Origin of the sequence: Methylobacterium segetis, assembly GCF_004348265.1 — a bacterium.
GTDB lineage: Bacteria > Pseudomonadota > Alphaproteobacteria > Rhizobiales > Beijerinckiaceae > Methylobacterium > Methylobacterium segetis.
Genome location: NZ_SMNT01000003.1, coordinates 1 through 23,722 on the forward strand (window position 1 = coordinate 1; position 23,722 = coordinate 23,722).

18 protein-coding genes are annotated in these 23,722 nt (G+C 69.3%); 14 read left to right on the forward strand and 4 right to left on the reverse strand.

All coding sequences use genetic code 11. The features are described 5' to 3' along the window. Positions 1–301 precede the first annotated feature (301 nt). Together E1J50_RS01170 and gltB are read right to left on the reverse strand one after the other, a co-directional pair. Positions 302–1,732 (reverse strand): glutamate synthase subunit beta, encoded by a 1,431-nt coding sequence (locus E1J50_RS01170; RefSeq protein ID WP_132249556.1) that lies wholly within the window; start codon positions 1,730–1,732, stop codon positions 302–304. A gap of 98 nt (positions 1,733–1,830) precedes the next feature. Then, positions 1,831–6,546: a glutamate synthase large subunit gene (gene gltB / locus E1J50_RS01175; protein ID WP_132249558.1), complete on the reverse strand. Its 4,716-nt coding sequence runs from the start codon at positions 6,544–6,546 to the stop codon at positions 1,831–1,833. Positions 6,547–7,191: 645 nt separating this feature from the next. Here gltB and E1J50_RS01180 point away from each other — a divergent pair. Further along, positions 7,192–8,223, forward strand: coding sequence for a hypothetical protein (locus tag E1J50_RS01180; protein WP_245516383.1), 1,032 nt, complete (start codon positions 7,192–7,194; stop codon positions 8,221–8,223). 71 nt (positions 8,224–8,294) lie between these two features. On the opposite strand, the gene fdhD is transcribed toward E1J50_RS01180, so the two are convergent. Next, positions 8,295–9,146, reverse strand: a complete 852-nt coding sequence (gene fdhD, locus E1J50_RS01185) for a formate dehydrogenase accessory sulfurtransferase FdhD (protein ID WP_132249560.1) — start codon at positions 9,144–9,146, stop codon at positions 8,295–8,297. Positions 9,147–9,503: 357 nt separating this feature from the next. On the opposite strand from fdhD, the gene coxB reads away from it, so the two are divergent. The 12 genes from coxB (at position 9,504) to E1J50_RS01240 (ending at position 22,636) form a co-directional block, all read left to right on the forward strand. Continuing rightward, positions 9,504–10,340, forward strand: a complete 837-nt coding sequence (gene coxB / locus E1J50_RS01190; protein ID WP_132249562.1) for a cytochrome c oxidase subunit II — start codon at positions 9,504–9,506, stop codon at positions 10,338–10,340. Positions 10,341–10,424: 84 nt separating this feature from the next. Beyond that, positions 10,425–12,053 (forward strand): cytochrome c oxidase subunit I, encoded by a 1,629-nt coding sequence (gene ctaD / locus E1J50_RS01195; RefSeq protein WP_132249564.1) that lies wholly within the window; start codon positions 10,425–10,427, stop codon positions 12,051–12,053. Between the two features lie 161 nt (positions 12,054–12,214). Next, the gene (locus tag E1J50_RS01200; RefSeq protein WP_132249566.1) at positions 12,215–13,180 is read left to right on the forward strand and encodes a heme o synthase; all 966 of its coding nucleotides are present in this window, start codon (positions 12,215–12,217) and stop codon (positions 13,178–13,180) included. 15 nt (positions 13,181–13,195) lie between these two features. Beyond that, complete coding sequence (locus E1J50_RS27070) at positions 13,196–13,360, forward strand: hypothetical protein (RefSeq protein ID WP_165937747.1); 165 nt, start codon at positions 13,196–13,198, stop codon at positions 13,358–13,360. A gap of 17 nt (positions 13,361–13,377) precedes the next feature. After that, positions 13,378–13,989 (forward strand): cytochrome c oxidase assembly protein, encoded by a 612-nt coding sequence (locus tag E1J50_RS01205; protein ID WP_132249568.1) that lies wholly within the window; start codon positions 13,378–13,380, stop codon positions 13,987–13,989. A 122-nt stretch (positions 13,990–14,111) separates the two neighbouring features. Continuing rightward, positions 14,112–14,987 (forward strand): cytochrome c oxidase subunit 3, encoded by an 876-nt coding sequence (locus E1J50_RS01210; protein WP_132249570.1) that lies wholly within the window; start codon positions 14,112–14,114, stop codon positions 14,985–14,987. A 153-nt stretch (positions 14,988–15,140) separates the two neighbouring features. After that, positions 15,141–15,512 (forward strand): DUF983 domain-containing protein, encoded by a 372-nt coding sequence (locus E1J50_RS01215; RefSeq protein ID WP_245516384.1) that lies wholly within the window; start codon positions 15,141–15,143, stop codon positions 15,510–15,512. Further along, a complete protein-coding gene (locus tag E1J50_RS01220) occupies positions 15,509–16,273 on the forward strand; it encodes an SURF1 family protein (RefSeq protein ID WP_132249574.1) in 765 nt (254 codons plus the stop codon). Before E1J50_RS01215 ends, E1J50_RS01220 begins: the two co-directional genes overlap by 4 nt. Before the next feature lie 66 nt (positions 16,274–16,339). Continuing rightward, complete coding sequence (locus E1J50_RS01225; protein ID WP_132249576.1) at positions 16,340–16,753, forward strand: DUF4864 domain-containing protein; 414 nt, start codon at positions 16,340–16,342, stop codon at positions 16,751–16,753. Positions 16,754–16,829: 76 nt separating this feature from the next. Next, complete coding sequence (gene thrC / locus E1J50_RS01230) at positions 16,830–18,242, forward strand: threonine synthase (RefSeq protein ID WP_132249578.1); 1,413 nt, start codon at positions 16,830–16,832, stop codon at positions 18,240–18,242. Positions 18,243–18,245: 3 nt separating this feature from the next. Then, complete coding sequence (locus E1J50_RS01235) at positions 18,246–19,541, forward strand: M16 family metallopeptidase (RefSeq protein ID WP_132249580.1); 1,296 nt, start codon at positions 18,246–18,248, stop codon at positions 19,539–19,541. 209 nt (positions 19,542–19,750) lie between these two features. Continuing rightward, positions 19,751–22,636 carry an EAL domain-containing protein gene (locus E1J50_RS01240; protein ID WP_132249582.1) on the forward strand — a complete coding sequence of 962 codons (2,886 nt, stop codon included), beginning with the start codon at positions 19,751–19,753 and terminating at the stop codon, positions 22,634–22,636. Positions 22,637–22,639: 3 nt separating this feature from the next. Here the strand turns inward: E1J50_RS01240 and E1J50_RS01245 are convergent, their stop codons facing one another. After that, on the reverse strand, positions 22,640–23,008 hold the full coding sequence (locus E1J50_RS01245; RefSeq protein ID WP_132249584.1) for a response regulator: 369 nt from the start codon (positions 23,006–23,008) through the stop codon (positions 22,640–22,642). Between the two features lie 340 nt (positions 23,009–23,348). Between E1J50_RS01245 and E1J50_RS01250 the strand changes: the two genes are divergently transcribed. Beyond that, the gene (locus tag E1J50_RS01250) at positions 23,349–23,696 is read left to right on the forward strand and encodes a hypothetical protein (RefSeq protein WP_132249586.1); all 348 of its coding nucleotides are present in this window, start codon (positions 23,349–23,351) and stop codon (positions 23,694–23,696) included. Positions 23,697–23,722: the final 26 nt, after the last annotated feature.

Genomic DNA, 23,722 nt, shown 5'->3' on the forward strand with positions numbered 1-23,722 from the left:
AACTTCGACACGTCGGGCTACCTTGCCGCCAATGGCGACGTCGCATCGGCGGGAATCAACCCGATGACGCACTACCTGCAATACGGGTTCTACGAAGGGCGCGCCGCCGTCGACGACGGCACCTTCCTGGCCTGAGCGGCTCCCGATCCGGGCTCCGCCCGCACGAAACGAGCGTGGCCGGCGCCTCAGGCGCCGGCCACGCTCCACCTGTCTGATCCGGCGCCGATCCGTCCCGCGAACCGGGATCCGCCTTGCCCCAACAGGCGATCGGGCCAGCGCGAAACGGCCCGCTTCCCTTATATCAGCGCGGCAGGACGCTCGACCCCATCAGCGCCTCGTCGATCGAGCGAGCGGCCTGGCGGCCTTCCCGGATCGCCCAGACCACGAGGGACTGGCCGCGCCGCATATCGCCCGCCGCGTAGATCTTCTCGTGCGAGGTGCGGTAATCGTTCTCGTTCGCCGTCACGTTGCCGCGCTTGTCCATGGCCACGCCGGATTGCTCCAGCAGGCCCTTGCGCACCGAGCCCGCGAAGCCGATCGCCATGAAGACGAGATCGGCGGGGAGCACGAACTCGGTGCCCTCGACCGGCTGGCGCTTGGCATCGACCCGGGCACAGACGACGCCCGTGACCTTGCCCTTCTTGCCCTCGAGCCGCAGCGTCGCCGCCTGGAACTCGCGCTCGGCACCCTCGGCCTGGCTCGAGGAGGTGCGCATCTTGGTCGGCCAGTAGGGCCAGACGGTCAGCTTGTCCTCGCGCTCCGGCGGGCGCGGGCGGATGTCGAGCTGGGTCACCGAGAGCGCGCCCTGGCGGAAGGCGGTGCCGACGCAGTCCGAGGCCGTGTCGCCGCCGCCGATCACCACGACGTTCTTGCCGCTCGCCAAGATCGGCAATTCGCCGTTGCCCGGCATCGGCTCGGCGCCGACGCGCCGGTTCGATTGGACGAGGTAGGGCATGGCGTAGTGCACGCCCTCCATTTCCTGGCCCGGCAGCTGAGGGTTGCGCGGGTCCTCTGCGCCGCCCGCGAACAGCACCGCGTCGAACTCGGCGGTGAGCTCCTCGACCGACTTCGTGACGCCGATATTCTGGTTGTAGTGGAAGACGACGCCCTCGGCCTCCATCTGCTTCACGCGCCGGTCGATGTGGCGCTTCTCCATCTTGAAGTCGGGGATGCCGTAGCGGAGCAGGCCGCCCGCCTTCGGCTCCCGCTCGAAGACGTGGACGTCGTGGCCCACGCGGGCGAGCTGCTGGGCCGCCGCCATGCCGGCCGGGCCCGAGCCGACGACCGCCACGCGCTTGCCGGTGCGCGTCTCGGCAGGCTCGGGCTTCACCCAGCCCATGTTCCAGGCGCGGTCGGCGATGGCCTGCTCGATCGTCTTGATCGCGACCGGCTGGTTCTCGAGGTTGAGCGTGCACGCCTCCTCGCAGGGGGCGGGGCAGACGCGGCCGGTAAATTCGGGGAAGTTGTTCGTCGAGTGGAGGTTGCGGATCGCCTCCTCCCAATCCGACTGGAAGACGAGGTCGTTCCAGTCCGGGATCTGGTTGTGGACCGGGCAGCCGGTCGGGCCGTGGCAGAACGGGATGCCGCAATCCATGCACCGCGCCGCCTGCTTCTTCAGGTCGTGCTCGTCGAGCGGCAGCGTGAATTCGCGGAAATGCCGAACCCGGTCGGCGGCGAGCTGATACTTCTGCTCCTGCCGGTCGTATTCGAGGAAGCCTGTGACCTTGCCCATCGATCCGTCCCTGGGATGGCGGATCACCCGATCCGGCCCCCTTGCGTCGTCGCCCTGATCGGAGCGGCCGGCTTCCGCGCCGGCCGCCTCTGTCGTTCTTATTCCGCCGCCACCGGCATGCGGGCCATCTCCATCTCGCGCAGCGCCCGGCGGTACTCCACCGGCATCACCTTCACGAACTTGGTCCTATAGGCCGACCAATTGTCGAGGATCTCCTGCGCGCGGGGGCTGCCCGTATACTTCAGGTGGTTGGTGATGAGCTGCGAGAGCCGCTCCTCGTCGTGGCCGGACATGTCGGCCAGGATGTCGACGCGGCCTTTGGTCTCGAGGTCGCCGTCCTGGTGGAAGCGGCGCATCAGATCGTCCTCCTCCTCCACGGGCTCGAGGTCGACCATCGAGAGGTTGCAGCGCGCCGAGAACGAGCCGTCCTCGTCGAGCACGTAGGCGATGCCGCCGGACATGCCGGCCGCGAAGTTGCGCCCCGTCTCGCCGATCGACACCACGACGCCGCCGGTCATGTACTCGCAGCCGTGGTCGCCCATGCCCTCGACGACCGCGATGGCACCCGAATTGCGCACGGCGAAGCGCTCGCCCGCCGAGCCGCGGATGTAGCACTCGCCCGCGATCGCTCCGTAGAGCACGGTGTTGCCGACCATGATGGTCCGGCTGGGCGACGCCTTCAGCTCGTCGCTCGGCCGGATGATCAGCTTGCCGCCGGACAGGCCCTTGCCGACGTAGTCGTTGCCGTGGCCCGTCAGTTCGATCGTGACGCCCGCCGCGACCCAGGCGCCGAAGCTCTGGCCGGCGGTGCCGGAGAGCTTCACCACGATGGTGTCGTCGGGCAGGCCTTCATGGCCGTGCGCCTTGGCGACGAGCCCCGAGAGCATGGCGCCCGCGGCCCGGTCCGAATTGCGGATCGTGTCGCGCAGCGTCACCGCCTCGCCGGTCTCGATGGCGTGCCGGGCCCCCTCGATCAGGCGCCGGTCGAGCACGTGCTCGATCGGGTGGTGCTGCGTCTCGACGTGGCGGATCGCGATCTCCGGCCCGACCTGCGGACGGTGGAACAGCTTCGAGAAGTCGAGGCCGCGCGCCTTCCAGTGGGCGATCGCCTCCACCTTGTCGAGGAGATCGGAGCGCCCGACCAGATCCTCGAGCTTGGCAAAGCCCATCGCGGCCATGAGCTCGCGCACCTCCTCGGCCACGTAGAAGAAGTAGTTCACCACGTGCTCGGGCGTGCCCTTGAAGCGCTTGCGCAGCACCGGGTCCTGGGTCGCGACGCCGACCGGGCAGGTGTTCAGGTGGCACTTGCGCATCATGATGCAGCCCGCCGCGATGAGCGGAGCGGTCGAGAAGCCGAACTGGTCGGCCCCGAGGAGCGCGGCGATCATCACGTCGCGGCCGGTGCGAAGCCCCCCGTCCGCCTGCAGCGCCACGCGGCCGCGCAGGTTGTTGAGGACGAGCGTCTGCTGCGTCTCGGCGAGACCCGTCTCCCAGGGGCCGCCCGCGTGCTTGATCGAGGTGAGCGGGGCAGCACCCGTGCCACCGTCGAACCCCGAGATCGTGATATGGTCGGCCCGCGCCTTGGCAACGCCCGCCGCGACCGTGCCGACGCCGACCTCGGAGACGAGCTTCACCGAGACGTCGGCGGCCGGGTTCACGTTCTTCAGGTCGAAGATGAGCTGGGCCAGATCCTCGATCGAGTAGATGTCGTGATGGGGCGGCGGCGAGATCAGGCCGACGCCGGGTGTGGCGTAGCGGACCTTGGCGATCTTGGCGTCGACCTTGTGGCCGGGCAGCTGGCCGCCCTCGCCGGGCTTGGCGCCCTGCGCGACCTTGATCTGCATCATGTCGGCGTTGACGAGGTACTCCGTCGTGACGCCGAACCGGCCCGAGGCCACCTGCTTGATGGCCGAGCGGCGCGAGCGCCCGTCGGGGAGCGGCTTGAAGCGCTCCACCTCCTCGCCGCCCTCGCCCGAGTTCGAGCGGCCGCCGAAGGAGTTGACGGCGATCGCCAGCGTCTCGTGCGCCTCCTTCGAGATCGAGCCGTACGACATGGCGCCGGTGGCGAACCGCTTCACGATCTCGGAGGCCGGTTCCACCTCGGCGAGGTCGATCGGCTTCCGGCCGATCTCGTCGGCGCCCTTGATCCGGAACAGGCCGCGCAGCGTCTTGAGGTGGTTCTCCTGCTCGTTCACGAGGCGCGCGTATTCGCGGTAGCGCTCGGGCACGCCGAGACGGACCGCGTGCTGCAGCGTGGCCACGGTGTCGGGCGTCCAGGTGTGGGTCTCGCCGCGCAGCCGGTAGGCGTACTCGCCACCAACATCGAGGGCGTTGCGGTAGACCGGCGCGTCGCCGAAGGCGTCGCAGTGGCGCTGGGCCGTCTCCTCGGCGACCTCGGCCATGCCGACGCCCTCGATGGTGGTCGCCGTGCCGAAGAAGTCGCGCGCCACGAAATCGGAGTTGAGGCCGACCGCGTCGAAGATCTGCGCGCCGCAATAGGATTGATAGGTCGAGATGCCCATCTTGGACATGACCTTCAGAAGGCCCTTATCGATCGACTTGATGTAGCGGTAGACGATCTCGTCGTCGGTGAGGTCCGGCGGGAACTCGTCCTTCATCGCGATCAGGGTCTCGAAGGCGAGATAGGGGTTCACGGCCTCGGCGCCGTAGCCGGCCAGGCACGCGAAATGGTGCACCTCGCGTGGCTCGCCCGATTCGACCACGAGGCCGACCGAGGTGCGAAGCCCCTTGCGGATCAGGTAATTGTGCACGGCCGCGGTGGCGAGCAGCGCCGGGATGGGGATCCGGTCCGGGCCGACCGCGCGGTCGGACAGGATGATGATATTGTAGCCGCCGCGCACCGCGACCTCGGCCCGGTCGCAGAGCCGGTCGAGCGCGCCTTCCATGGCGGCCGCGCCCGTCTCGGCGGGGTAGGTCATGTCGAGGGTCTTCGTGTCGAAGCGGTCCTCGAAATGGCCGATCGAGCGGATCTTCTCGAGATCGCCGTTCGTCAGGATCGGCTGGCGGACCTCGAGCCGCTTCTTGCGGGAGGCGCCCTCCATGTCGAGCAGGTTCGGCCGCGGCCCGATGAACGAGACGAGGCTCATCACGGCCTCCTCGCGGATCGGGTCGATCGGCGGGTTGGTCACCTGCGCGAAGTTCTGCTTGAAGTAGGTGTAGAGGAGCTTCGGCTTGTCCGAGAGCGCCGAGAGCGGCGTGTCGGAGCCCATCGAGCCGACCGCCTCCTGGCCGGTCACGGCCATGGGCTGCATCAGGAGCTTCAGATCCTCCTGGCTGTAGCCGAAGGCCTGCTGGCGATCGAGGAGCGACACGTCCGAGCGCGAGGCGCGCGGGCTGACGGGCTTCAGGTCCTCCAGCACGATCTGGGTGTTCTTCAGCCACTCGGGGTAGGGATGTGCGGCGGCGAGCTCGCCCTTGATCTCCTCGTCCGAGACGATGCGGCCCTTCTCCAGGTCGATCAACAGCATCCGGCCCGGCTGCAGGCGCCAGGACTGGACGATCTTCTCGTCGGGGATCGGCAGCACGCCCATCTCGGAGGCGAGCACGACAAGCCCGTCGTCGGTGACGAGGTAGCGGGCGGGCCTGAGACCGTTGCGGTCGAGGGTGGCGCCGATCTGGCGGCCATCCGTGAAGGCGACGGCGGCCGGCCCGTCCCACGGCTCCATCAGGGCGGCGTGATACTCGTAGAAGGCGCGCCGCTCCTCGCTCATCAGCGGGTTGCCGGCCCAGGCTTCCGGGATCAGCATCATCATCGCGTGGGCGAGCGGGTAGCCGCCCATCACCAGGAATTCGAGCGCGTTGTCGAAGCAGGCCGTGTCGGACTGGCCCTCGTAGGAGATCGGCCAGAGCTTCGAGATGTCGTTGCCGAACAGCTCCGAATCGACGCTCGCCTGGCGGGCGGCCATCCAGTTCACGTTGCCGCGCAGCGTGTTGATCTCGCCGTTATGCGCCACCATCCGATAGGGGTGGGACAGGCGCCAGGTCGGGAAGGTGTTGGTGGCGAAGCGCTGGTGCACGAGCGCCAGCGCCGAGACGAAACGCTCGTCCTTGAGGTCGAGGAAGTAACGCCCGAGCTGGTGCACCAGCACCATGCCCTTGTAGACGATGGTCCGGCTCGACACCGAGACGGGGTAGAACTCCATCAGGCGCTCGTCCTGCGCGCCGTAGACCTTGCCCGAGATCACCTTGCGGGCGACGTAGACGCGCCGCTCGAACGCATCGGCGTCGGCGATCGACGCGGGACGGCCGATGAAGACCTGGCGGTGATGCGGCTCGGTCTTGCGCACGGCGGCGCCGAGATCCTCCGAATCGACCGGAACGTCGCGCCAGCCGATGAGCGGCAGCCCCTCGTCGGCGAGCGCCTTCTCGACGATCTCCTCGATCGTCCGGCGCGCATCCGCCTCCTGCGGCATGAAGAACTGGCCGATCGCGTACTCGCCAGCGGCCGGCAGCTCGAAGCCGAGGCGCGAGCATTCCTCCGCGAAGAAGGCGTGCGGGATCTGTACGAGGATGCCGCAACCGTCGCCCATCGTCGGATCGGCGCCGACCGCGCCGCGATGGTCGAGGTTCTCCAAGATCTTCAGGCCCTGCTGGACGATCGCGTGGCTCTGGCGGTTGTGCATGTCCGCGACGAAGCCGACGCCGCAGGCGTCGCGCTCCTGGGCGGGATCGTAGGACCCTTGCGCCTTCGGCAGGGCCGGGTCGCGCACCGTCAGCGGCTTGCCAGTATCACGGGTGGCCGGGATGGATGCCGGAACGGTCCCGAAGCCTTCAGATGCAGCCACGCTCTTCATCCCTCGTCTGCCGACCCTGCCCGCATGCGAGCATGTTTCGTGCCCGGCCATCAACCGATGCCGGGTCCAGGTAACATTTTCGTCGGGTTCAGCCGGGTCTTCGGTGAGGAAGCGCCCGCCAACCCGCGGGCTCGACGCCGGCTCCGCTCAGCCGGCGTGGGCCCGGATCGCCGCGATGGCGACCGGCTTCAGATCTCGTTTCGACGTCACGATCGTCACGTGCCGAAATCCCCAGCCCGCCGGGTCTTGTTCCCAGGAGGCGCGCCCAACCGAAAAATGGGACAGTCATACTGTCCTAACGCTGGAACGTGACAGATTTCAACCGTTCCAGCAAGGGGCTGCGCAGGCGTGAACGCGCGAATCCGGCGCATGGCGCCCCTGCGGGACGGAGATCAAACGCCGCATCTCGACGGCAAGCTTCGAACGGGTCTCGCCCGGATCGGCCCGCAATCTCGCCCCAATCCTTGCGTTAACAAAGTCTTGCCGAGCACAAGCGGCATGCGGGGCAACGACCTCGCCGGGACAGCCGAAGGACCCGCGGGACAAGCGGGCCTTCGGCACGCGCCGGGCGCGACGTCCGAACACGGGCGCGGCACCCTGACCCCGGCCGAGAGGTCGCCCCCGACAGCAACGGGACGAGGCGACATGGCGGCACGAGCCCACGGGCAAGCCAACGGCACTGCGCAGGAGATCGCCCGCCACCTTCGGGCGGGGCTCGCGGCAGGCGCCCTCCTGCTGACGGCCGGCGCCGCGCAGGCGCAATACCTCTACGAGGACGCGATTCTCTCGCCGCGCGCCGTGGCATGGCGCCTCACCGATCGCGGCTTCAGCGGGTTCTCGCGGCCACGCTTCGACGGGCAGGATTACGTGGTCGAGGCCTTCGCTCCGAACGGGGCGCGGGTGCGCCTCTTCGTCGATGCCCGCGACGGGGCGATCGTCGGACGCCAGCGCCTGGACGCTGCCCCCGTCGCGCGGCTCGTGCGGCCGGCGCCCGGCTACGGCTGGACCGAGGCCGATGCCCGCCTCGTTCCCCCGGCCGATATCCCTCAGCCCGGTGGGCGCATCCTGCCGCCCCGGCCGGAACTCTATGGCCGCATCGAGGGGGCGCCCGCGCCGCGCCGCGACATGCAAGGCCGCGACATGCAAGGCCGCGACCTGCAGGAGGGCAATCCCCTCAGCGTGAACCCGGACGCGAAGGCCCGGCCCGAGCCTCAGCGCCGCACGGCGCGCCTCGCGCCTCCCCCGGCGGCCAAGCCCGCCGAGACGCGGCCGGCGGCCCGTACCGCGCCGGAGGCGCCGCAGCCGAGCCTGAAGCCGGCCGAAGCCGCGAAGGAGGCTCCCAGGGCGCCGGAGCAGGCGAAGCCCGAGACCCGCGAGGCGCCGGTCGCGGCGGCCGAGCCGCCGAAGGCCGCGCCGGCACCCCAGACGCCCGCCGCCGTGCAGCCGCCGCCGAAGGAAGCCGCCGAGAAGGCGCAGGAGATCAAGCCGGCCGAGGCGAAGCCCGCGGAGGCCAAGGCTTCCGAGCCCAAGGCTCCCGAGGTCAAGGCCGCCGAGGCCGAGCACAAGCCCGGCACCTCCGGCTGGCAGGACCCCCCGGAGGGCAAGCGCAACGTCCGCGTGATCGGCGGTGCAACCGTCGTGACGCGACCCTCGGGCGAGGCCAGCAGCACGGACTGAGCGAAACCGTCCGTCGAGGGCTATCGGCGCGACGCGTCGACCGGCTGATGCGATCGGCGGCGTGAGCTCGATCACGTCCCTTCGAGGATCAGGCGCTCGGCGCCCGTGAACACGGTCAGCGTGTCCGAGCGGGCGATGGCGCACATCGTCATGCCGTGAAGCTTCGCCCGGTCGAGGGCGAGGGAGGTCGGCGCCGAGATCGCCACCAGCACCGCCGCCCCGAGATGGGCCGCCTTCTCCACCATCTCGAACGAGCAGCGGCTCGTGATGACGAGGAACCCCTCGGCCGGATCGGTGCCGGTGCGGATCAGCGCGCCGATCAGCTTGTCGAGGGCGTTGTGGCGGCCGACATCCTCGCGCACCGCCACGAGGCTGCCGTCGAGCCGCGCCCAGGCCGCGGCGTGCACGGCCCGCGTCTCCCGATTGAGGGTCTGAGCGGGGCCGAGCGCGGTCAGCGCGGCGCTGATCGCCCGCATCGAGACCCGGGTGCGCGGCGCCTCGCGGGGCTCGGCCACCGGGAGCGATGCGAGATCGTCGATGCCGCAGACGCCGCAGCCGGTGCGCCCGCTGATCGCGCGCTTGCGGGCGAGGTGCTCGCGCAGGCGCCCCGGCACGAGGTCCACGAGGAGCCGCAATCCGCCTTCGCCTTCCTCCACCCGGGCCGAGCGGATCTCTCCGGCCGAGGCGACGATGCCTTCGGTCAGGCTGAAGCCGTAGGCGAAATCCTCCAGGTCCGAAGGGCTCGTCATCATGACCGCGTAGGGCACGCTGCCGTAGACGAGATTGACCGGCGTCTCGACAGCGAGCGGACGCGCATCGTTCCGCGGCTCCGCCTCCTCGTAGGCGATGACCTGCGTCGGGACGCGGATCGCAGGATCGGGCAGGAGGGGTTCGGCGGCGGGGCTCGGTTCGATGGGCGGCATGCGGGTCCGTCGCGGGATCGAGAGGGATGGCGGACATATAGCAACGGGCGTGCGGCGATGCTCCGGCTATCCTGATCCGCGTGCGACGCCGTGTCCCGCCCGCGCCGAGGCGGCTTGGCGGGAGCGCCCGGAAACGGCCCGAAACCCTGGAACGAGCCTAAGAAAACAGCCGATGCGACGCTGTTGCGGTTGCACCTTGACGTTCCTTGTGGTCTGACACCGCGATCGGAGGCCGGCCGGGTTCACGCACCCGCCGACGTCCTACCACGTCACGACAGCAGCGCGCAGACCCCGGGACAATCGGGGCGCGCGCGGTCGGCCATCGAGGCCAAGCCAAGGGGAGCCACGGGAAGGCACATGCGGACGGCGAAGACGCACACTCGCTCAACTTGGGGGGGCGCCGCGCTCGGCGCCATCCTGGCCTCGACCTCCCCGGCGCTCGCGGCCGGCATCGGCCAGCCGGAGCCGTGGCAGATGGACCGCCAGGTGCCCGTCACCGAGAACGCCCGGGACATCCTGAACTTCGAGGTGGCCCTGCACTGGCTCTCGCTCGGCATCTCGCTCTTCGTGCTGGCGCTGATCCTCTACTGCGTCTTCCGCTTCAGCGCGAAGGCGAACCCCACCCCCTCGAAGACCACTCATAACACCCTGATCGAGGTGGCCTGGACGATCGTCCCGGTGCTCATCCTCGTGGCGGTCGCCATCCCCTCCTTCCGCCTTCTGCGCACGCAGCTCTCCGACCCGAAGGCCGACGTGCTCGTGAAGGTCATCGGCCACGCTTGGTACTGGTCGTACGAGTACCCGGCCGACCAGGGCGGCGGCTTCACCTTCGACGCCAACCTCGACGAGGACAAGCAGCCGAAGCTGCTCGGCACCGACAACGACATGGTCGTGCCGGTGAACAAGGTGGTGAAGATCCAGGTCACCGCCGCCGACGTGCTCCACTCCTGGGCCGTGCCCTCCTTCGGCTTCAAGATCGACGCCGTGCCCGGCCGCCTCAACCAGTTCTGGTTCAAGGCCGAGCGCGAGGGCACCTATCACGGCCAGTGCTCCGAGCTCTGCGGCCAGCGCCACGCCTACATGCCGATCACCGTCCGCGTCGTGAGCGACGAGGCCTACGCCCAGTGGCTCACCGAGGCGAAGACCAAGTACGCCCGCATCGACGACGGCTCCAAGCTCGCCGACGCCCGCTAACGGCCCGGCCCAATCGGGGCCGGCGGGGCCGGCTCCGATCGCACCCATTCGAGAGATTACGAGAAACGAGCAAGGTCAGCATCGATGGCTACCGCCGCAGCACATGCGGGGCATGACGCCCACGCCGATCACAAACCCTCCTTCTTCGCGCGCTGGTTCCTCTCCACGAACCACAAGGACATCGGCACGCTCTACCTGCTGTTCGCCTTCAGCGCCGGCATCATCGGCGCGTTCCTCTCCTTCGGCATCCGCATGGAGATGGAGGAGCCCGGCCTGCAGTACTTCTCCAACCCGGCCACCTACAACGTGTTCGTGACCGGCCACGGCCTCATCATGGTGTTCTTCATGGTGATGCCGGCCCTCATCGGCGGCTTCGGCAACTGGTTCGTGCCGCTCATGATCGGCGCGCCGGACATGGCGTTCCCGCGCATGAACAACATCTCGTTCTGGCTGACGGTGGCGGGCTTCTGCAGCCTGCTCTGCTCGCTCTTCGTCGAGGGCGCACCGGGCGCCAGCGGCGCCGGCACGGGCTGGACCGTCTACCCGCCGCTCTCGACCGTGGGCCATCCCGGCCCTGCCGTCGACTTCGCGATCTTCGCCCTGCACCTCTCGGGTGCCGGCTCGATCCTCGGCGCGATCAACTTCATCACGACGATCCTCAACATGCGCGCCCCCGGCATGACGCTGCACAAGATGCCGCTCTTCGCCTGGGCCGAGCTCGTCACCGCCTTCCTGCTGCTCCTGTCGCTCCCGGTTCTCGCCGGCGCGATCACGATGCTGCTCACCGACCGCAACTTCGGCACGACGTTCTTCGACCCGGCCGGCGGCGGTGACCCGATCCTCTACCAGCACCTGTTCTGGTTCTTCGGCCACCCCGAAGTGTACATCATGATCCTGCCGGCCTTCGGCATCGTCTCGCACATCATCGCCACGTTCTCGCGCAAGCCCGTGTTCGGCTACCTCGCGATGGCCTACGCGATGGTCGCGATCGGCGTCGTCGGCTTCGTCGTGTGGGCCCACCACATGTACACGGTCGGCCTCTCGCTTCAGACGCAGTCGTACTTCGTCTTCGCCACGATGGTCATCGCGGTGCCCACCGGCGTGAAGATCTTCTCGTGGATCGCGACGATGTGGGGCGGCTCGATCCGCTTCACCGCCGCGATGCACTGGGCGGTCGGCTTCATCTTCCTGTTCACCGTCGGCGGCGTCACCGGCGTCGTGCTCGCGAACTCCGCGGTCGATAAGTACCTGCACGACACCTATTACGTCGTGGCGCACTTCCACTATGTGCTCTCGCTCGGCGCCGTGTTCATCATCTTCGCCGGCGTCTACTACTGGTTCCCGAAGATGACCGGCCACGTCATCCCGGAATGGGCCGGCAAGCTGCACTTCTGGCTGGCCTTCATCGGCGCGAACGTCCTGTTCTTCCCGATGCACTTCCTGGGACTGGCCGGCATGCCGCGCCGCTACGCCGACTACCCGGAGGCGTTTGCCGGCTGGCACAAGGTCGCGACCTGGGGCGGCCACATCTTCGCCCTCGGCATGTTCGTCTTCGTGATCGGCGTCGTCCTCGCCTTCCGTTCGAAGACCCGCGCCGCGGACAACCCCTGGGGCGAGGGTGCGACGACGCTGGAATGGACCCTGTCCTCGCCGCCGCCCTTCCACCAGTTCGAGACGCTGCCCCGCATCGTCGACGAGCCGGGCCACCACTGACGGTCGGGATCCGATCCGTCGAGAAACCCTCGCGAGGACCGCCCCGGCGGTCCTCGCTCTTTCCCGGATACCCTCACGGCCCCGCTTTCGGGGGTATCCGGCAAGGGGCGGCGCCGCGGATGGCGCGAAGCGAGCCACCTGAACCGAGATCCGCGAGTACCATGACGAGCCTGACGAACAGCCTGCCCGTCGGCGCCGAGGCCCAGGGCTTCGCCCACGCCCCGTCGATCGTCGGCGGTGACGTGCCGGACTACTTCGCCCTCCTGAAGCCCCGCGTGATGGTCCTCGTGATCTTCACGGCGCTGGTCGGCATGGTGGTCTCGCACGGCCACGTGAACCCGGCCATCGGCGCTATCTCGCTCCTGATGATCGCGGTCGGGGCCGGCGCCTCGGGCTGCCTCAACATGTGGTGGGACGCCGACATCGACGCGGTGATGACCCGGACCGCCAAGCGACCGATCCCGGACGGCCGCATCCAGCCCGGCGAGGCTCTCGCCTTCGGCCTGACCCTGTCGGTCGGCTCGGTCCTGATCCTGGGGCTCGCCGCGAACTGGCTCGCCGCCGGGCTCCTCGCCTTCACGATCGTCTTCTACGCCGTGATCTACTCGATGTGGCTGAAGCGGGCGACGCCGCAGAACATCGTCATTGGCGGCGCCGCCGGCGCCCTCCCCCCGGTGATCGGTCAGGCGGTGGTCTCGGGCACGGTCGGCATCGAATCGATCGTGCTGTTCCTGATCATCTTCATCTGGACGCCGCCCCATTTCTGGGCGCTGGCTCTCGTGAAGGCCGGCGAGTACGCCAAGGCCGGCATCCCGATGATGCCGAACGTGGCGGGCCCTCAATCGACCCGCCGCCAGATCGTCTACTACACCCTGCTGCTGGCGCCGCTCGGTCTCGCGCCGGTCTTCCTCGGCTTCGGCGGCCTGCTCTACGCGATCGTCGGCGCCCTCGGCGGCCTCGGCATGCTGGCCTTCAGCGTCCAAGTGTTCCGCCATCGCGCGGGCGAGGCGGAGAAGCGCGCGGCGATGGGCATGTTCGCCTTCTCGATCCTCTACCTGTTCCTGCTCTTCTCGGCGCTCCTCGCCGAGCAGGGGCTCGGCCTGTTCCGGCCCGTGACGTTCGCCTGAGTGTTTGAGTTCCCGATGCAGGATCCCCTACCCGGCTACCGGCCGTTGACTCCGGAGGAGGAGCGCCGCCGCCGCAAGCGCTCCATCGCCATCGCCCTCGCGCTCGGCGCCATGGTCCTCATCTTCTTCGTCCTGACCATCGCCAAGCTCGGGCCGCAGGTCCTCAACCGGCCGCTCTAGCTTCGACCTCGGAAACCATGTCCGACCCGCAAAATAACTCGAACCGGAAAGCCAACCGCACGGCGCTCGCCTGCGCCGCTCTCGTCGCGGGCATGACTGGGCTCGCCTTCGCGTCGGTCCCCCTCTACGACGCGTTCTGCAAGGCGACCGGGTTCGACGGGACGCCGATCCAGGGTGTCCGCCGGAGCGCTGCGGCTCCCTCCGTCGACGACAGCATGGTCGTGCGCTTCGACACGAATGTCGGCGGCGGCCTGCCCTGGTCGTTCAAGGCCGAGACCCGCAAGGTCGAGGCGCGCCTCGGCGAGACGACGACAGTGTTCTTTCGCGCGACGAACACGAGCCCGACGCCCTCGACGGGCATCGCGACCTTCAACGTGCAGCCCGGCCTGATGGGCGGCTACTTCGTCAAGGTCGAGTGCTTCTGCTTCAAGGAGCAGACGCTGCAGCCCGGCGAGACCATGGACTTCCCGGTCGTGTTCTACATCGACCCGGCGATGCGCCAGGATTCCAACACGAGCCATCTCAGTGAGATGATACTCTCCTACACCTACTTCCCCTCGAAGAATGGCGCGCCTGCGACGGCCGCGCTTGCGACCGGCGGAGAGGCGGGCAAGAAGTCGAATTTCTGATCGCGTGCGCGTGACAAGGGCACGCCGCGCACCTAATGGGTTCCAAGCTTGAGGGTTCGGAGAGTTCCGCCCTCCGGGTCGCGACAACAAGGGCCTAGGCCGGGAACGGCGAAGGGCCGGGGGTGAGGAGAGAACGACAGAGGGCCGAGGCGCACGCCAAGAATCACGACTATCACATCCTCAACCCGAGCCCGTGGCCGCTGATCGGCGCCTTCTCCGGCTTCCTGATGGCGTTCGGCGCCGTCTTCTGGATGAAGAGCCTCTCGATCGGCAATCTCGCCGTCGGCCCCTACATCTTCGGCGCCGGCGCGATCGGCGTGCTCTACACCATGTTCTCGTGGTGGAAGGACGTCGTCCACGAGGCCAATTCCGGCGATCACACCCGTGTCGTCCAGCTGCACCACCGCTACGGCATGATGATGTTCATCGCCTCCGAGGTGATGTTCTTCGTCGCGTGGTTCTGGGCCTATTTCGAGGCGGCCCTCTACACCGCCGACCCGATCCAGGCGACCCGCGTTGGGTTCACGGGCGGCGTCTGGCCGCCGAAGGGCATCGAGGCGTTCGATCCCTGGCACCTGCCGCTCCTGAACACGCTGATCCTGCTCACCTCCGGCACCACCGTGACCTGGGCGCATCATGCCCTCCTGCACGGCGACCGCAAGGGCCTGAAATACGGCCTGTGGCTGACGATCATCCTCGGCGTGCTCTTCACCGCCTGCCAGGCCTACGAGTACAGCCACGCCCATTTCGGCTTCTCGGGCAGCATCTACTCGTCGACCTTCTTCATGGCGACCGGCTTCCACGGCGCGCACGTGATCATCGGCACGATCTTCCTCGCGGTCTGCCTGTTCCGCGCCTATGCCGGCCAGTTCACCCCCCAGCAGCACCTCGGCTTCGAGTTCGCGGCCTGGTACTGGCACTTCGTCGACGTGGTGTGGCTGTTCCTCTTCGCCGCCATCTACGTCTGGGGCTCGGGCGTCGGCCACGCCGCCCACTGACCGGGTCCGCATGCAAGGCATGCAGGGGAAGGGCGGCGCAAGCCGCCCTTTTTCATGCGCGCCGTCGCCCGAAACCCCATATCGGCGGGTGGGGGGAATGCGGGCACGCGGCCACTCGGCCTCGCGTGCGACACAGGAATCCGAGGAGCCGTCTTGGACCATACTCACAGCCTTCCGCCCCCGATCCCGACGGGCCTGCGCGGTCGCTGCCCCCGCTGCGGCGACGGCCACCTGTTCCAGGGATTCCTGACCCTGCGCCCCTCCTGCGAGGCCTGCGGCCTCGATTATTCGAGCTTCGACTCCGCGGACGGGCCAGCCTTCTTCGTCATGTCGATCGTCGGGCTTCTCGTCGTCGGGCTCGCCCTCTTCCTCGAGATCACCTACGAGCCGCCGATCTGGGTCCATGCCCTGGTCGCGGGCTCCCTCTCGATCGGCCTCAGCCTGTTGCTGGTGCGCCCGCTGAAGGGCCTGCTGATCGCCCTGCAATTCGCCAACAAGGCCGAGGAGGGCCGCTTCCGCCAGTGACGCAGGCCGCTCCCCGTGCCGCTCCCCGTGCCGCCTGGCGCGATCTTCTCGCGCCGGGGCTCGCCTCTCTCGTCGCGCTCGCGATCCTGCTCGGCCTCGGCACATGGCAGGTGGGGCGCAAGACCGAGAAGGAGGCGCTGATCGGGCGTATCGTCGCCCGCTCGAAAGCCGAGCCCGGCCCCCTCCCCGCCCCGGGTGCTTGGGATGCGGGCCGCGACGAGTTCCGGCACGTGCGCGTCACGGGGCGATTCCTCAACGATCAAGAGACCCTGGTGCACGGCCTCGCGGCGGGCGACACGCCGGGCCGGGCGCTGCAGGGATATTACGTGATCACGCCCCTGGTGCGGGCAGAGGGCGGTCCGGTTCTCGTCAATCGCGGCTTCGTGCCGACGGAGCTGAAGCGGCCCGAGGACCGTCAGGACGGGATCGTGGAGGGTGAGACCACGGTGACCGGCATCCTGCGGGCGAGCGAGGCGCGCTCGATGTTCGTGCCCGCCCCCGATCCTGCTCGCGGCGAGTGGTTCAACCGAGACGTCGCGGGGATCGCGGCCTCCCGCGGCCTCGCCGACGCGGCGCCCGTCCTCGTCGAGGCGGATGCGGTGCCGGGCCAGACGAGCTGGCCGCGGGGCGGCCAGTTGCGTGTCGACCTGCCGAACAACCACCTGCAATACGCGTTCACGTGGTTCGGCATCGCCGGATGCCTCGTCGGCGTCTTCTCCGTCTATGCTTGGCGGCGCCTTCAGGACGGCCCGCCGACCTGAATTGCGGAGCTTGCCGCGGCCGGTCCGCGCCTTACACTCCTCTCCTCCGGAGCGGAGTGGCTTTCGATGCGCGCGATCCTCTGTCTCGTCCTGGCGTTCCTGACGCTCCCGGCCCTCGCCGCCGACGAGGCCTCGCGCGAGGCTGCGCGTGCCGCGATCACCCGGCAGGTCGAGGCACTCGGCCGCGACGACGCGCCCGCGGCCTATGCGCTCGCCGCCCCGGCGATCCAGGCCCTGTTCCCGACCCCCGACGTGTTCATCGGCATGGTGCGCACGAATTACGGCGCGATCTACCGACACCGCCGCTTCGTGTTCGGCGAGGCGCGGGAGGATGGCGAGACCGGCCTCTCACAGGATGTCGCGATCCAGGATGCCTACGGCGTCGACTGGACGGCCTCCTACAGCCTGCAGCGCCAGGCAGACGGCGAGTGGCGCATCACGGGCTGCCGCCTGACGAAGGCGCCGGGGACGTCGCTCTGAGGACCTGCCTCTCGCAACCCGGCTTCGACAGGGGCGCCCGCTTCGTGTAGAGGGAGCGCCTTCTCCGGAGGCCCCTTTGCTTCACGTCTCGACCCGCGGCGCCGCCGCGCCGCTCTCGTTCTCCGATGCCCTGCTGGCCGGCCTTGCGCGCGACGGCGGCCTCTACGTGCCCGAGAGCTGGCCGCAGATCGGCCGGGGCGAGATCGCCGGGCTCGCCGGAGTTCGCTACGCGGATGCCGCCAAGCGCGTCCTGCGTCCCCTCATCGACGGCGAGATCGACGACGCGGCCCTCGATTCCATGATCGAGGCCTCCTACGCCACCTTCCGCCACCCGGCGGTCTGCCCGCTGACGCAGCTCGACGACAACCTGTTCCTGCTCGAGCTCTTCCACGGCCCGACGCTCGCCTTCAAGGACGTGGCGATGCAGCTCCTCGGGCGGCTGATGGACCACGTGCTGCGCGCCCGCAATGCGCGCGCCACCATCGTCGGGGCAACGTCCGGTGACACCGGCTCGGCCGCGGTCGAAGCATTCCGCGGGCTCGATCAGGTCGATGTCTTCGTGCTGTTCCCGTACGGCCGCGTCTCCGAGGTGCAGCGGCGCCAGATGACCTCGGTGGCGGATGCGAACGTTCACGCCATCGCCATCGACGGCACCTTCGACGATTGCCAGAACATCGTGAAGGGCATGTTCCAGCATGCCGATTTCGCCGACGCCGTGCGGCTGTCCGGCGTCAACTCGATCAACTGGGCCCGGGTCGCGGCGCAGGCCGTCTACTACTTCACGAGCGCGGTGGCGCTCGGCTCGCCGCACCGGCCCGTCTCCTTCGCGGTGCCGACCGGTAATTTCGGCGACATCCTCGCCGGCTGGGTCGCCAAGCGCATGGGCCTGCCGGTCGGGCGCCTGATGATCGGCACCAACGCCAACGACATCCTGGCCCGCACGCTGGAGCATGGCGCCTACGAGGTCCGCGGCGTCGAGCCGACCACCTCGCCCTCGATGGACATCCAGATCTCCTCGAACTTCGAGCGCCTGCTGTTCGAGGCCCTCGGCCGCGACGCCTCGACCCTGAGCCGACTGATGGCCGGCCTCAAGCAATCGGGCGGCTTCACCTTGGACGAGGCGGTGCTCGCCACCGTGCGCTCCGAGTTCGACGCCGTTGCCGTGCCCGAGCCCGACGTTGCCGACGAGATCGCCAAGACCTACGCGGCGACCGGAATCGTGCTCGATCCGCACAGCGCCATCGGCGTGCGCGCCGGCCGCCGCCTTCTGGAGAAGGACCCCGCGACCCCGGTCGTGGCGCTGGCGACCGCCCACGCGGCGAAATTCCCCGACGCCGTCGTCAGGGCGACCGGCGCCGGCCGGCCCGCCTTGCCGCCCCACCTCGCCGACCTCATGGATCGTCCGGAACGCCTGTCGCGGGTCGCCAATGACCAAGCGTCGGTCGAGGCCTTCATCCGCGAGCGCGCCCGCATCACGAAGGGGGCCTGAGCGATGAACCGGCACTTCGCGACGCACGGAGCCTCCCCCGGCCTGAAGGTGAGCCGCCTCGCCAACGGCCTGACCGTGACCACGGAAGCGATGCCCGGCGTCGCCACCGCGACGCTCGGGGTCTGGGTCGGCGCGGGCTCCCGCCATGAGCGGGCCGACGAGCACGGGCTGAGCCACCTCCTCGAGCACATGGCGTTCAAGGGCACGCGCAGCCGCTCGGCCCGGGTCATCGCCGAGGATATCGAGAATGTCGGCGGCGAGATCAACGCGGCCACCAGCGCGGAGAGCACGAGCTACACCGCCCGCGTCCTCGGCGAGGATGCCGGCGTCGCCCTCGACGTGATCGGCGACATCCTCACGAACTCGGTCTTCGACGCGGACGAGCTCGCCCGCGAGAAGGGCGTGATCCTGCAGGAATACGCCGCCGTCGAGGATACGCCGGACGACGTCGTCTACGACGCCTTCACCGAGGCGGCCTTCCCCGACCAGCCGATCGGCCGCCCGATCCTGGGTCGCCCCGAGACGATCGCGAGCTTCGACGGCGGTGCCATCGAGAGATATCTCGCCCGCGAGTACACGCCGGACCGGATGGTGCTGGCCGCGGCGGGCGCCGTCGAGCACGACGAGATCGTCGCGGCGGCCGAGCGGCATTTCGGCGGCCTCGGGGGCGCGACCGCGCCCGAGGCGGCGCCGGGCGTGTATGGCGGCGGCGAGCGGCGCCTGCAGCGCCGCCTGGAGCAGGCGAACCTCGTCCTCGGCCTGCCCGGCCTTTCCTTCCGCCACGACGATTACTACGCCCTCCACATCTTCGCGCAGGTGCTGGGCGGCGGCCTGACCTCGCGGCTCTGGCACGAGGTCCGCGAGACCCGGGGTCTCGCCTACGAGATCCAGGCCTTCCATTGGCCCTTCTCCGATTGCGGCCTGTTCGGCATCGGCGCGGGCACCTCGGCCCGCGACCTGCCGCAACTCGTCGAGGTGACGCTGGACGCCACCGTGCGGGCAACGCGCGACCTCGATTCGGCTGAACTCGCCCGGGCCAAGGCGCAGCTCAAGGTCGCCCTGCTCACGGCGCTGGAAACTCCGGGCGGGCGCATCGAGCGCAACGCCCGCCAGCTTCTGGCCTGGGGCCGGGTGATCCCCTCCGACGAGGTGATCGCCAAGGTTGATGCGGTCACGGTCGACCACGTGCGGGCAGCCGGTCGCGCGCTCCTCGGGGGCGCGCCGACCCTTGCCGCGATCGGCCCGATCGCGAAGCTGCCGAGTCTCGATCGGGTCGCCGCGCAGCTGAAGGCGGCCTGAGCCCCGGCTGGGAAGCGGAATCCGCCTCCCGTCCCCAACTTGTTTTGGCCGCAAAAGCGCGCGATCGACTCCCCCGGTGTCGCGGCAGGAAGCGGTGGGCGCCCTCTCCCGGCCCGGGCTGCTCGCCTTGCCGCTGGCGGGGGCGGCCTTTACCACTGCCCGGAACCTGAGCCGTATCGTTGCCGCCGCCCGGCCGGAATTCACGCCCGTTGCGCATCCTCGCCACCGTCCTCGCCGCCCTCGTCACGGCTCTCGTCGGATCGCTGCTCCTCAGCGCTCCGGCGCGCGCGGTCGAGGCGGTCCGCGTCACCCTCGACTCCCCCGTGATCGACCTGACGCCGATGATCGAGCGCTACCGCTCGGACGGCGACCTGATCCAGATCTCGACGGCGCCGGGCAAGGACGGGATCGTTCGCCGCATCGTGGTGAAGGCGCGCGATGCGGGCGCGCGGCCCGACTGGATGGTGTTCGCCCTCACCAATGACACCGACGAGCAGATCGACCGGCTCCTCGTCGCCCCGCATTTCCGCCTCGTCGGCTCGGGCGTGGTCTGGCCCGATCTCGGCGGCTCGCGCATCGCCGCCATCACCGCGAGCCAGGGCATCCGGCCGGAGCGGGACGAGAACCCGGAAGCCGACCAGTTCGTCATTACCCTCGATCCCGGCACGACCGTCACCTTCGTGGCGGAGCTGAGAGGGCCGAACATCCCGCAGGTCTACCTCTGGGACCAAGAAGCCTACCGCAAGAAGTCGACGGGCCTGACGCTCTACAAGGGCATCATCATCGGCATTGCGGGGCTCCTCGCCCTGTTCCTGACGATCATCTTCGTGGTGAAGGGCGCGATCATCTTCCCCGCCGCGGCCGCGCTCGCCTGGGCCGTGCTCGCCTATGCCTGCATCGATTTCGGCTTCCTGCAGCGGGTCTTCCCCGTCACCGAGGTGGCCGAGCGGGTCTACCGGGCCTCCGCCGAGGCGATCCTCGGCGCCACGCTCCTCGTCTTCCTGTTCGCCTACCTGAACCTCGCCCGCTGGCACGTGCGCTACAGCCACGTCGCCTTCTTCTGGCTCGCCTTCCTCGCCGGGCTCGTCGGGCTCGCGGTGTTCGATCCGCCGGTGGCGGCGGGCGTCGCCCGCATCTCGATGGCAGCGGTCGCCGGCGTCGGCCTGCTGCTCATCGTCTATCTCGCCGCGCATAACGGCTACGACCGGGCGATCCTCCTGGTCCCGACCTGGGCGCTCCTTCTCGTCTGGGTGGTGGCGGCGGGCTTCGCCATCACGGGGCAGATCGGATCGGACCTCGTGCAGCCGGCGCTGATCGGCGGCCTCGTCCTCGTCGTCATGCTGATCGGCTTCACGGTGATGCAGCACGCCTTCGCGGGTGGCGGCCTCACCCACGCCCTCGTCTCCGACACCGAGCGGCGGGCGCTCGCGCTGACAGGCGCCGGGGACGTGGTGTTCGACTGGGACGTGCCGGGCGACCGCGTCTTCGCCGGCCAGGAGATCGAGGGCCAGCTCGGCCTCAAGCGGGGCGCCCTCGAGGGTCCGGCCGCCAACTGGCTGAACCTCCTCCACCCCTTCGACGTCGAGCGCTACTCCGCGGCCCTCGACACGGTGATCGAGGAGCGGCGCGGCCGCATCGTCCACGATTTCCGCCTGCGCGCGGCCTCGGGTGCCTATTACTGGTACCGGCTGAAGGCCCGGCCCGTGATCGGCTCGGACGGCGAGGTCATCCGCATCGTCGGCACCATCGCCGACGTGACCGAGCTCAAGACCGCCGAGGAACGGCTCCTGCACGACGCGGTCCACGACAGCCTCACGGGCCTGCCGAACCGCGAGCTGTTTGGTGACCGCCTCGACGCGGCGCTCGCCTTCGCGAGCCAGGACCCACGCCTGAAGCCCACCGTGATCGTGCTCGACATCGACCGGTTCAAGGCCATCAACGACGCGATCGGTCTCTCGGCCGGCGATTCGATCCTGCTCACGCTCTCCCGCCGCCTCGGCCGCCTGCTGCGCCCGCAGGACACCCTCGCCCGGGTCGCAGGCGACGAGTTCGCCGTGATCCTGGTCTCGGAGCGTGATCCCGACCGGATCCTCGCCTTCGCCGAGATGATCCGGCGGACGATCGCCACGCCGATCACCTACGCGGACCGCGAGATCTTCCTCACCGTCTCGGTCGGCATCGCGCTGCACGAGACCGGGGCGGCGCAGAAGCGCGAGGAGGTCTTCAAGAACGCCGAGATCGCGATGGTCCAGGCCAAGCGCGGCGGCGGCGACCGCCTCGAAGTCTTCCGCGCCCATATGCGCAACGAGCGCTCGGACCGGCTGATGCTGGAGAGCGACCTGCGCCGGGCGATCGAGCGCAACGAGATCAAGGTCCTGTTCCAGCCGATCGTGCGGCTCGAGGATCGCACGGTGGCCGGATTCGAGGCGCTGCTGCGCTGGGACCACCCGAAACTCGGCCGGATCCCGCCCTCGACCTTCATCCCGATCGCCGAGGAGAGCGGCTTCATCGTCAATCTCGGCGTGTTCGCGCTGGAGCGAACGGCACTCGAACTCGCTGCCTGGCAACGCTCGCTCGATGTCGAGCCGCCGATCTTCGCGAGCGTCAACGTCTCCTCGCGCCAGCTTCTCCGGCACGATCTCCTGCACGATGTGAAGACCGTGCTCGCCCGCTCAGGCGTGCTGCCGGGCTCGCTCAAGCTCGAGCTCACCGAGAGCCTCGTGATGGAGAACCCCGAATATGCCGCCCAGATGCTGGCGCGGATCCACGACCTCGGCGCCGGGCTGTCGCTCGACGATTTCGGCACCGGTTACTCGGCGCTGTCCTACCTGCAGCGCTTCCCCTTCGACACGATCAAGATCGATCAGTCGTTCGTCCGCCAGATGGCCTCGGGCAAGAGCGTGATCCTGCGCTCGATCGTGAAGATGGCGACCGAGCTCGGCCTCGCCATCATCGCCGAGGGCGCCGAGTCGGAGGCCGACGCGCAGGCGCTGGCCGAACTCGGCTGCGAGTACGCGCAGGGTTACGCGTTCGGCGAGCCGATGACGATGCATCAGGCCCGCCAACTCGTCGGCGCGGCGCCGGAAGCCGCCTGATATTCAGGCCGGCGCGCGCGCGCAGAGCGAGGCCAGGGCCGCAACCAGTCGGCGGGCCTCGACCGGCTTGCGCTGGATCGGCAGGTCCGGCCACGCGAGGCGCATCTCGCGCGGCAGGATGCCGGCCGTGCAGATGAGCACCGGTATGCGCGCCGCGATGAGCCGGTGGGCCGCGGGCGTCGCCTCTCCGTCGGCGAGGTTGAGATCGAGGATGGCGGCATCGAGGCGCTCCGCCTCGATCAGGCGGATCGCGTCGCGGTTCGTGCGCGCGGGGCCGACCACGCACCCGTTCACGTCCTCGACGATGTCCATCAGTTCCATCGCGATCAGGATCTCGTCCTCGACGATGAGGACCTTTCGGCCAGTCAACATCGATCGCTCCCAGACAGGCGCCTGAGCGAGCCGCGGCTCGTTCCATGTCGTGCGAAAGGGGTTTGCACAGCGCCGCGTCGCGGCCTCCCGGCCGCTGCCGAAGCACCGCCGCGCTGCCGGGTCAGGATGCGGCGGGCAACCGGGCGCGTCAACGCGATTGCGGGAACGGCGGGAGGCGCGGCGCGAGATTTATTTTTGCCGGCTCGCGGAACCTTCAGGCCGCGGTGACTGGCATCTTGAGCGATGCATTTAAACCTCCCTTAACCATGATGGTCGAAGACTGGATCTCGGTTCGGTCGCGGCGTCCGTCTGCGGAGTCCGGCCCTGTGGGAGACGCGTGATGGCCGATGTGGCGCGGCGGGTACGTGATGGCGGCGGGTCCGACCTCGTGCGGCGGCTGATCGCGCGGCCGATCCGCTTCGACGTCGCGCGGCACGTGCCGGTCCCGGTATCCTCGCCGGCGGCGACGCCGATGGACGAGGATTCCGACGAGCCCGGCGATCTCGTTCGCCTGCGGGCCGAGATGACCGTGATGAAGGCGGTCCTCGATGCCGAACGCCGCGAGACGGCGAAGCTTCGGGCGACGGTGCGGAGCGTCACCGGCCCCGAGCCGGTCGGCGAGGAGGCACGCGCCGTCCGCGACCGCTGGGCGACGCTCGTCGACGGCATCCTGAACGCGCAGCGCTGACCCGCACCGATCATCGACAAGAACCA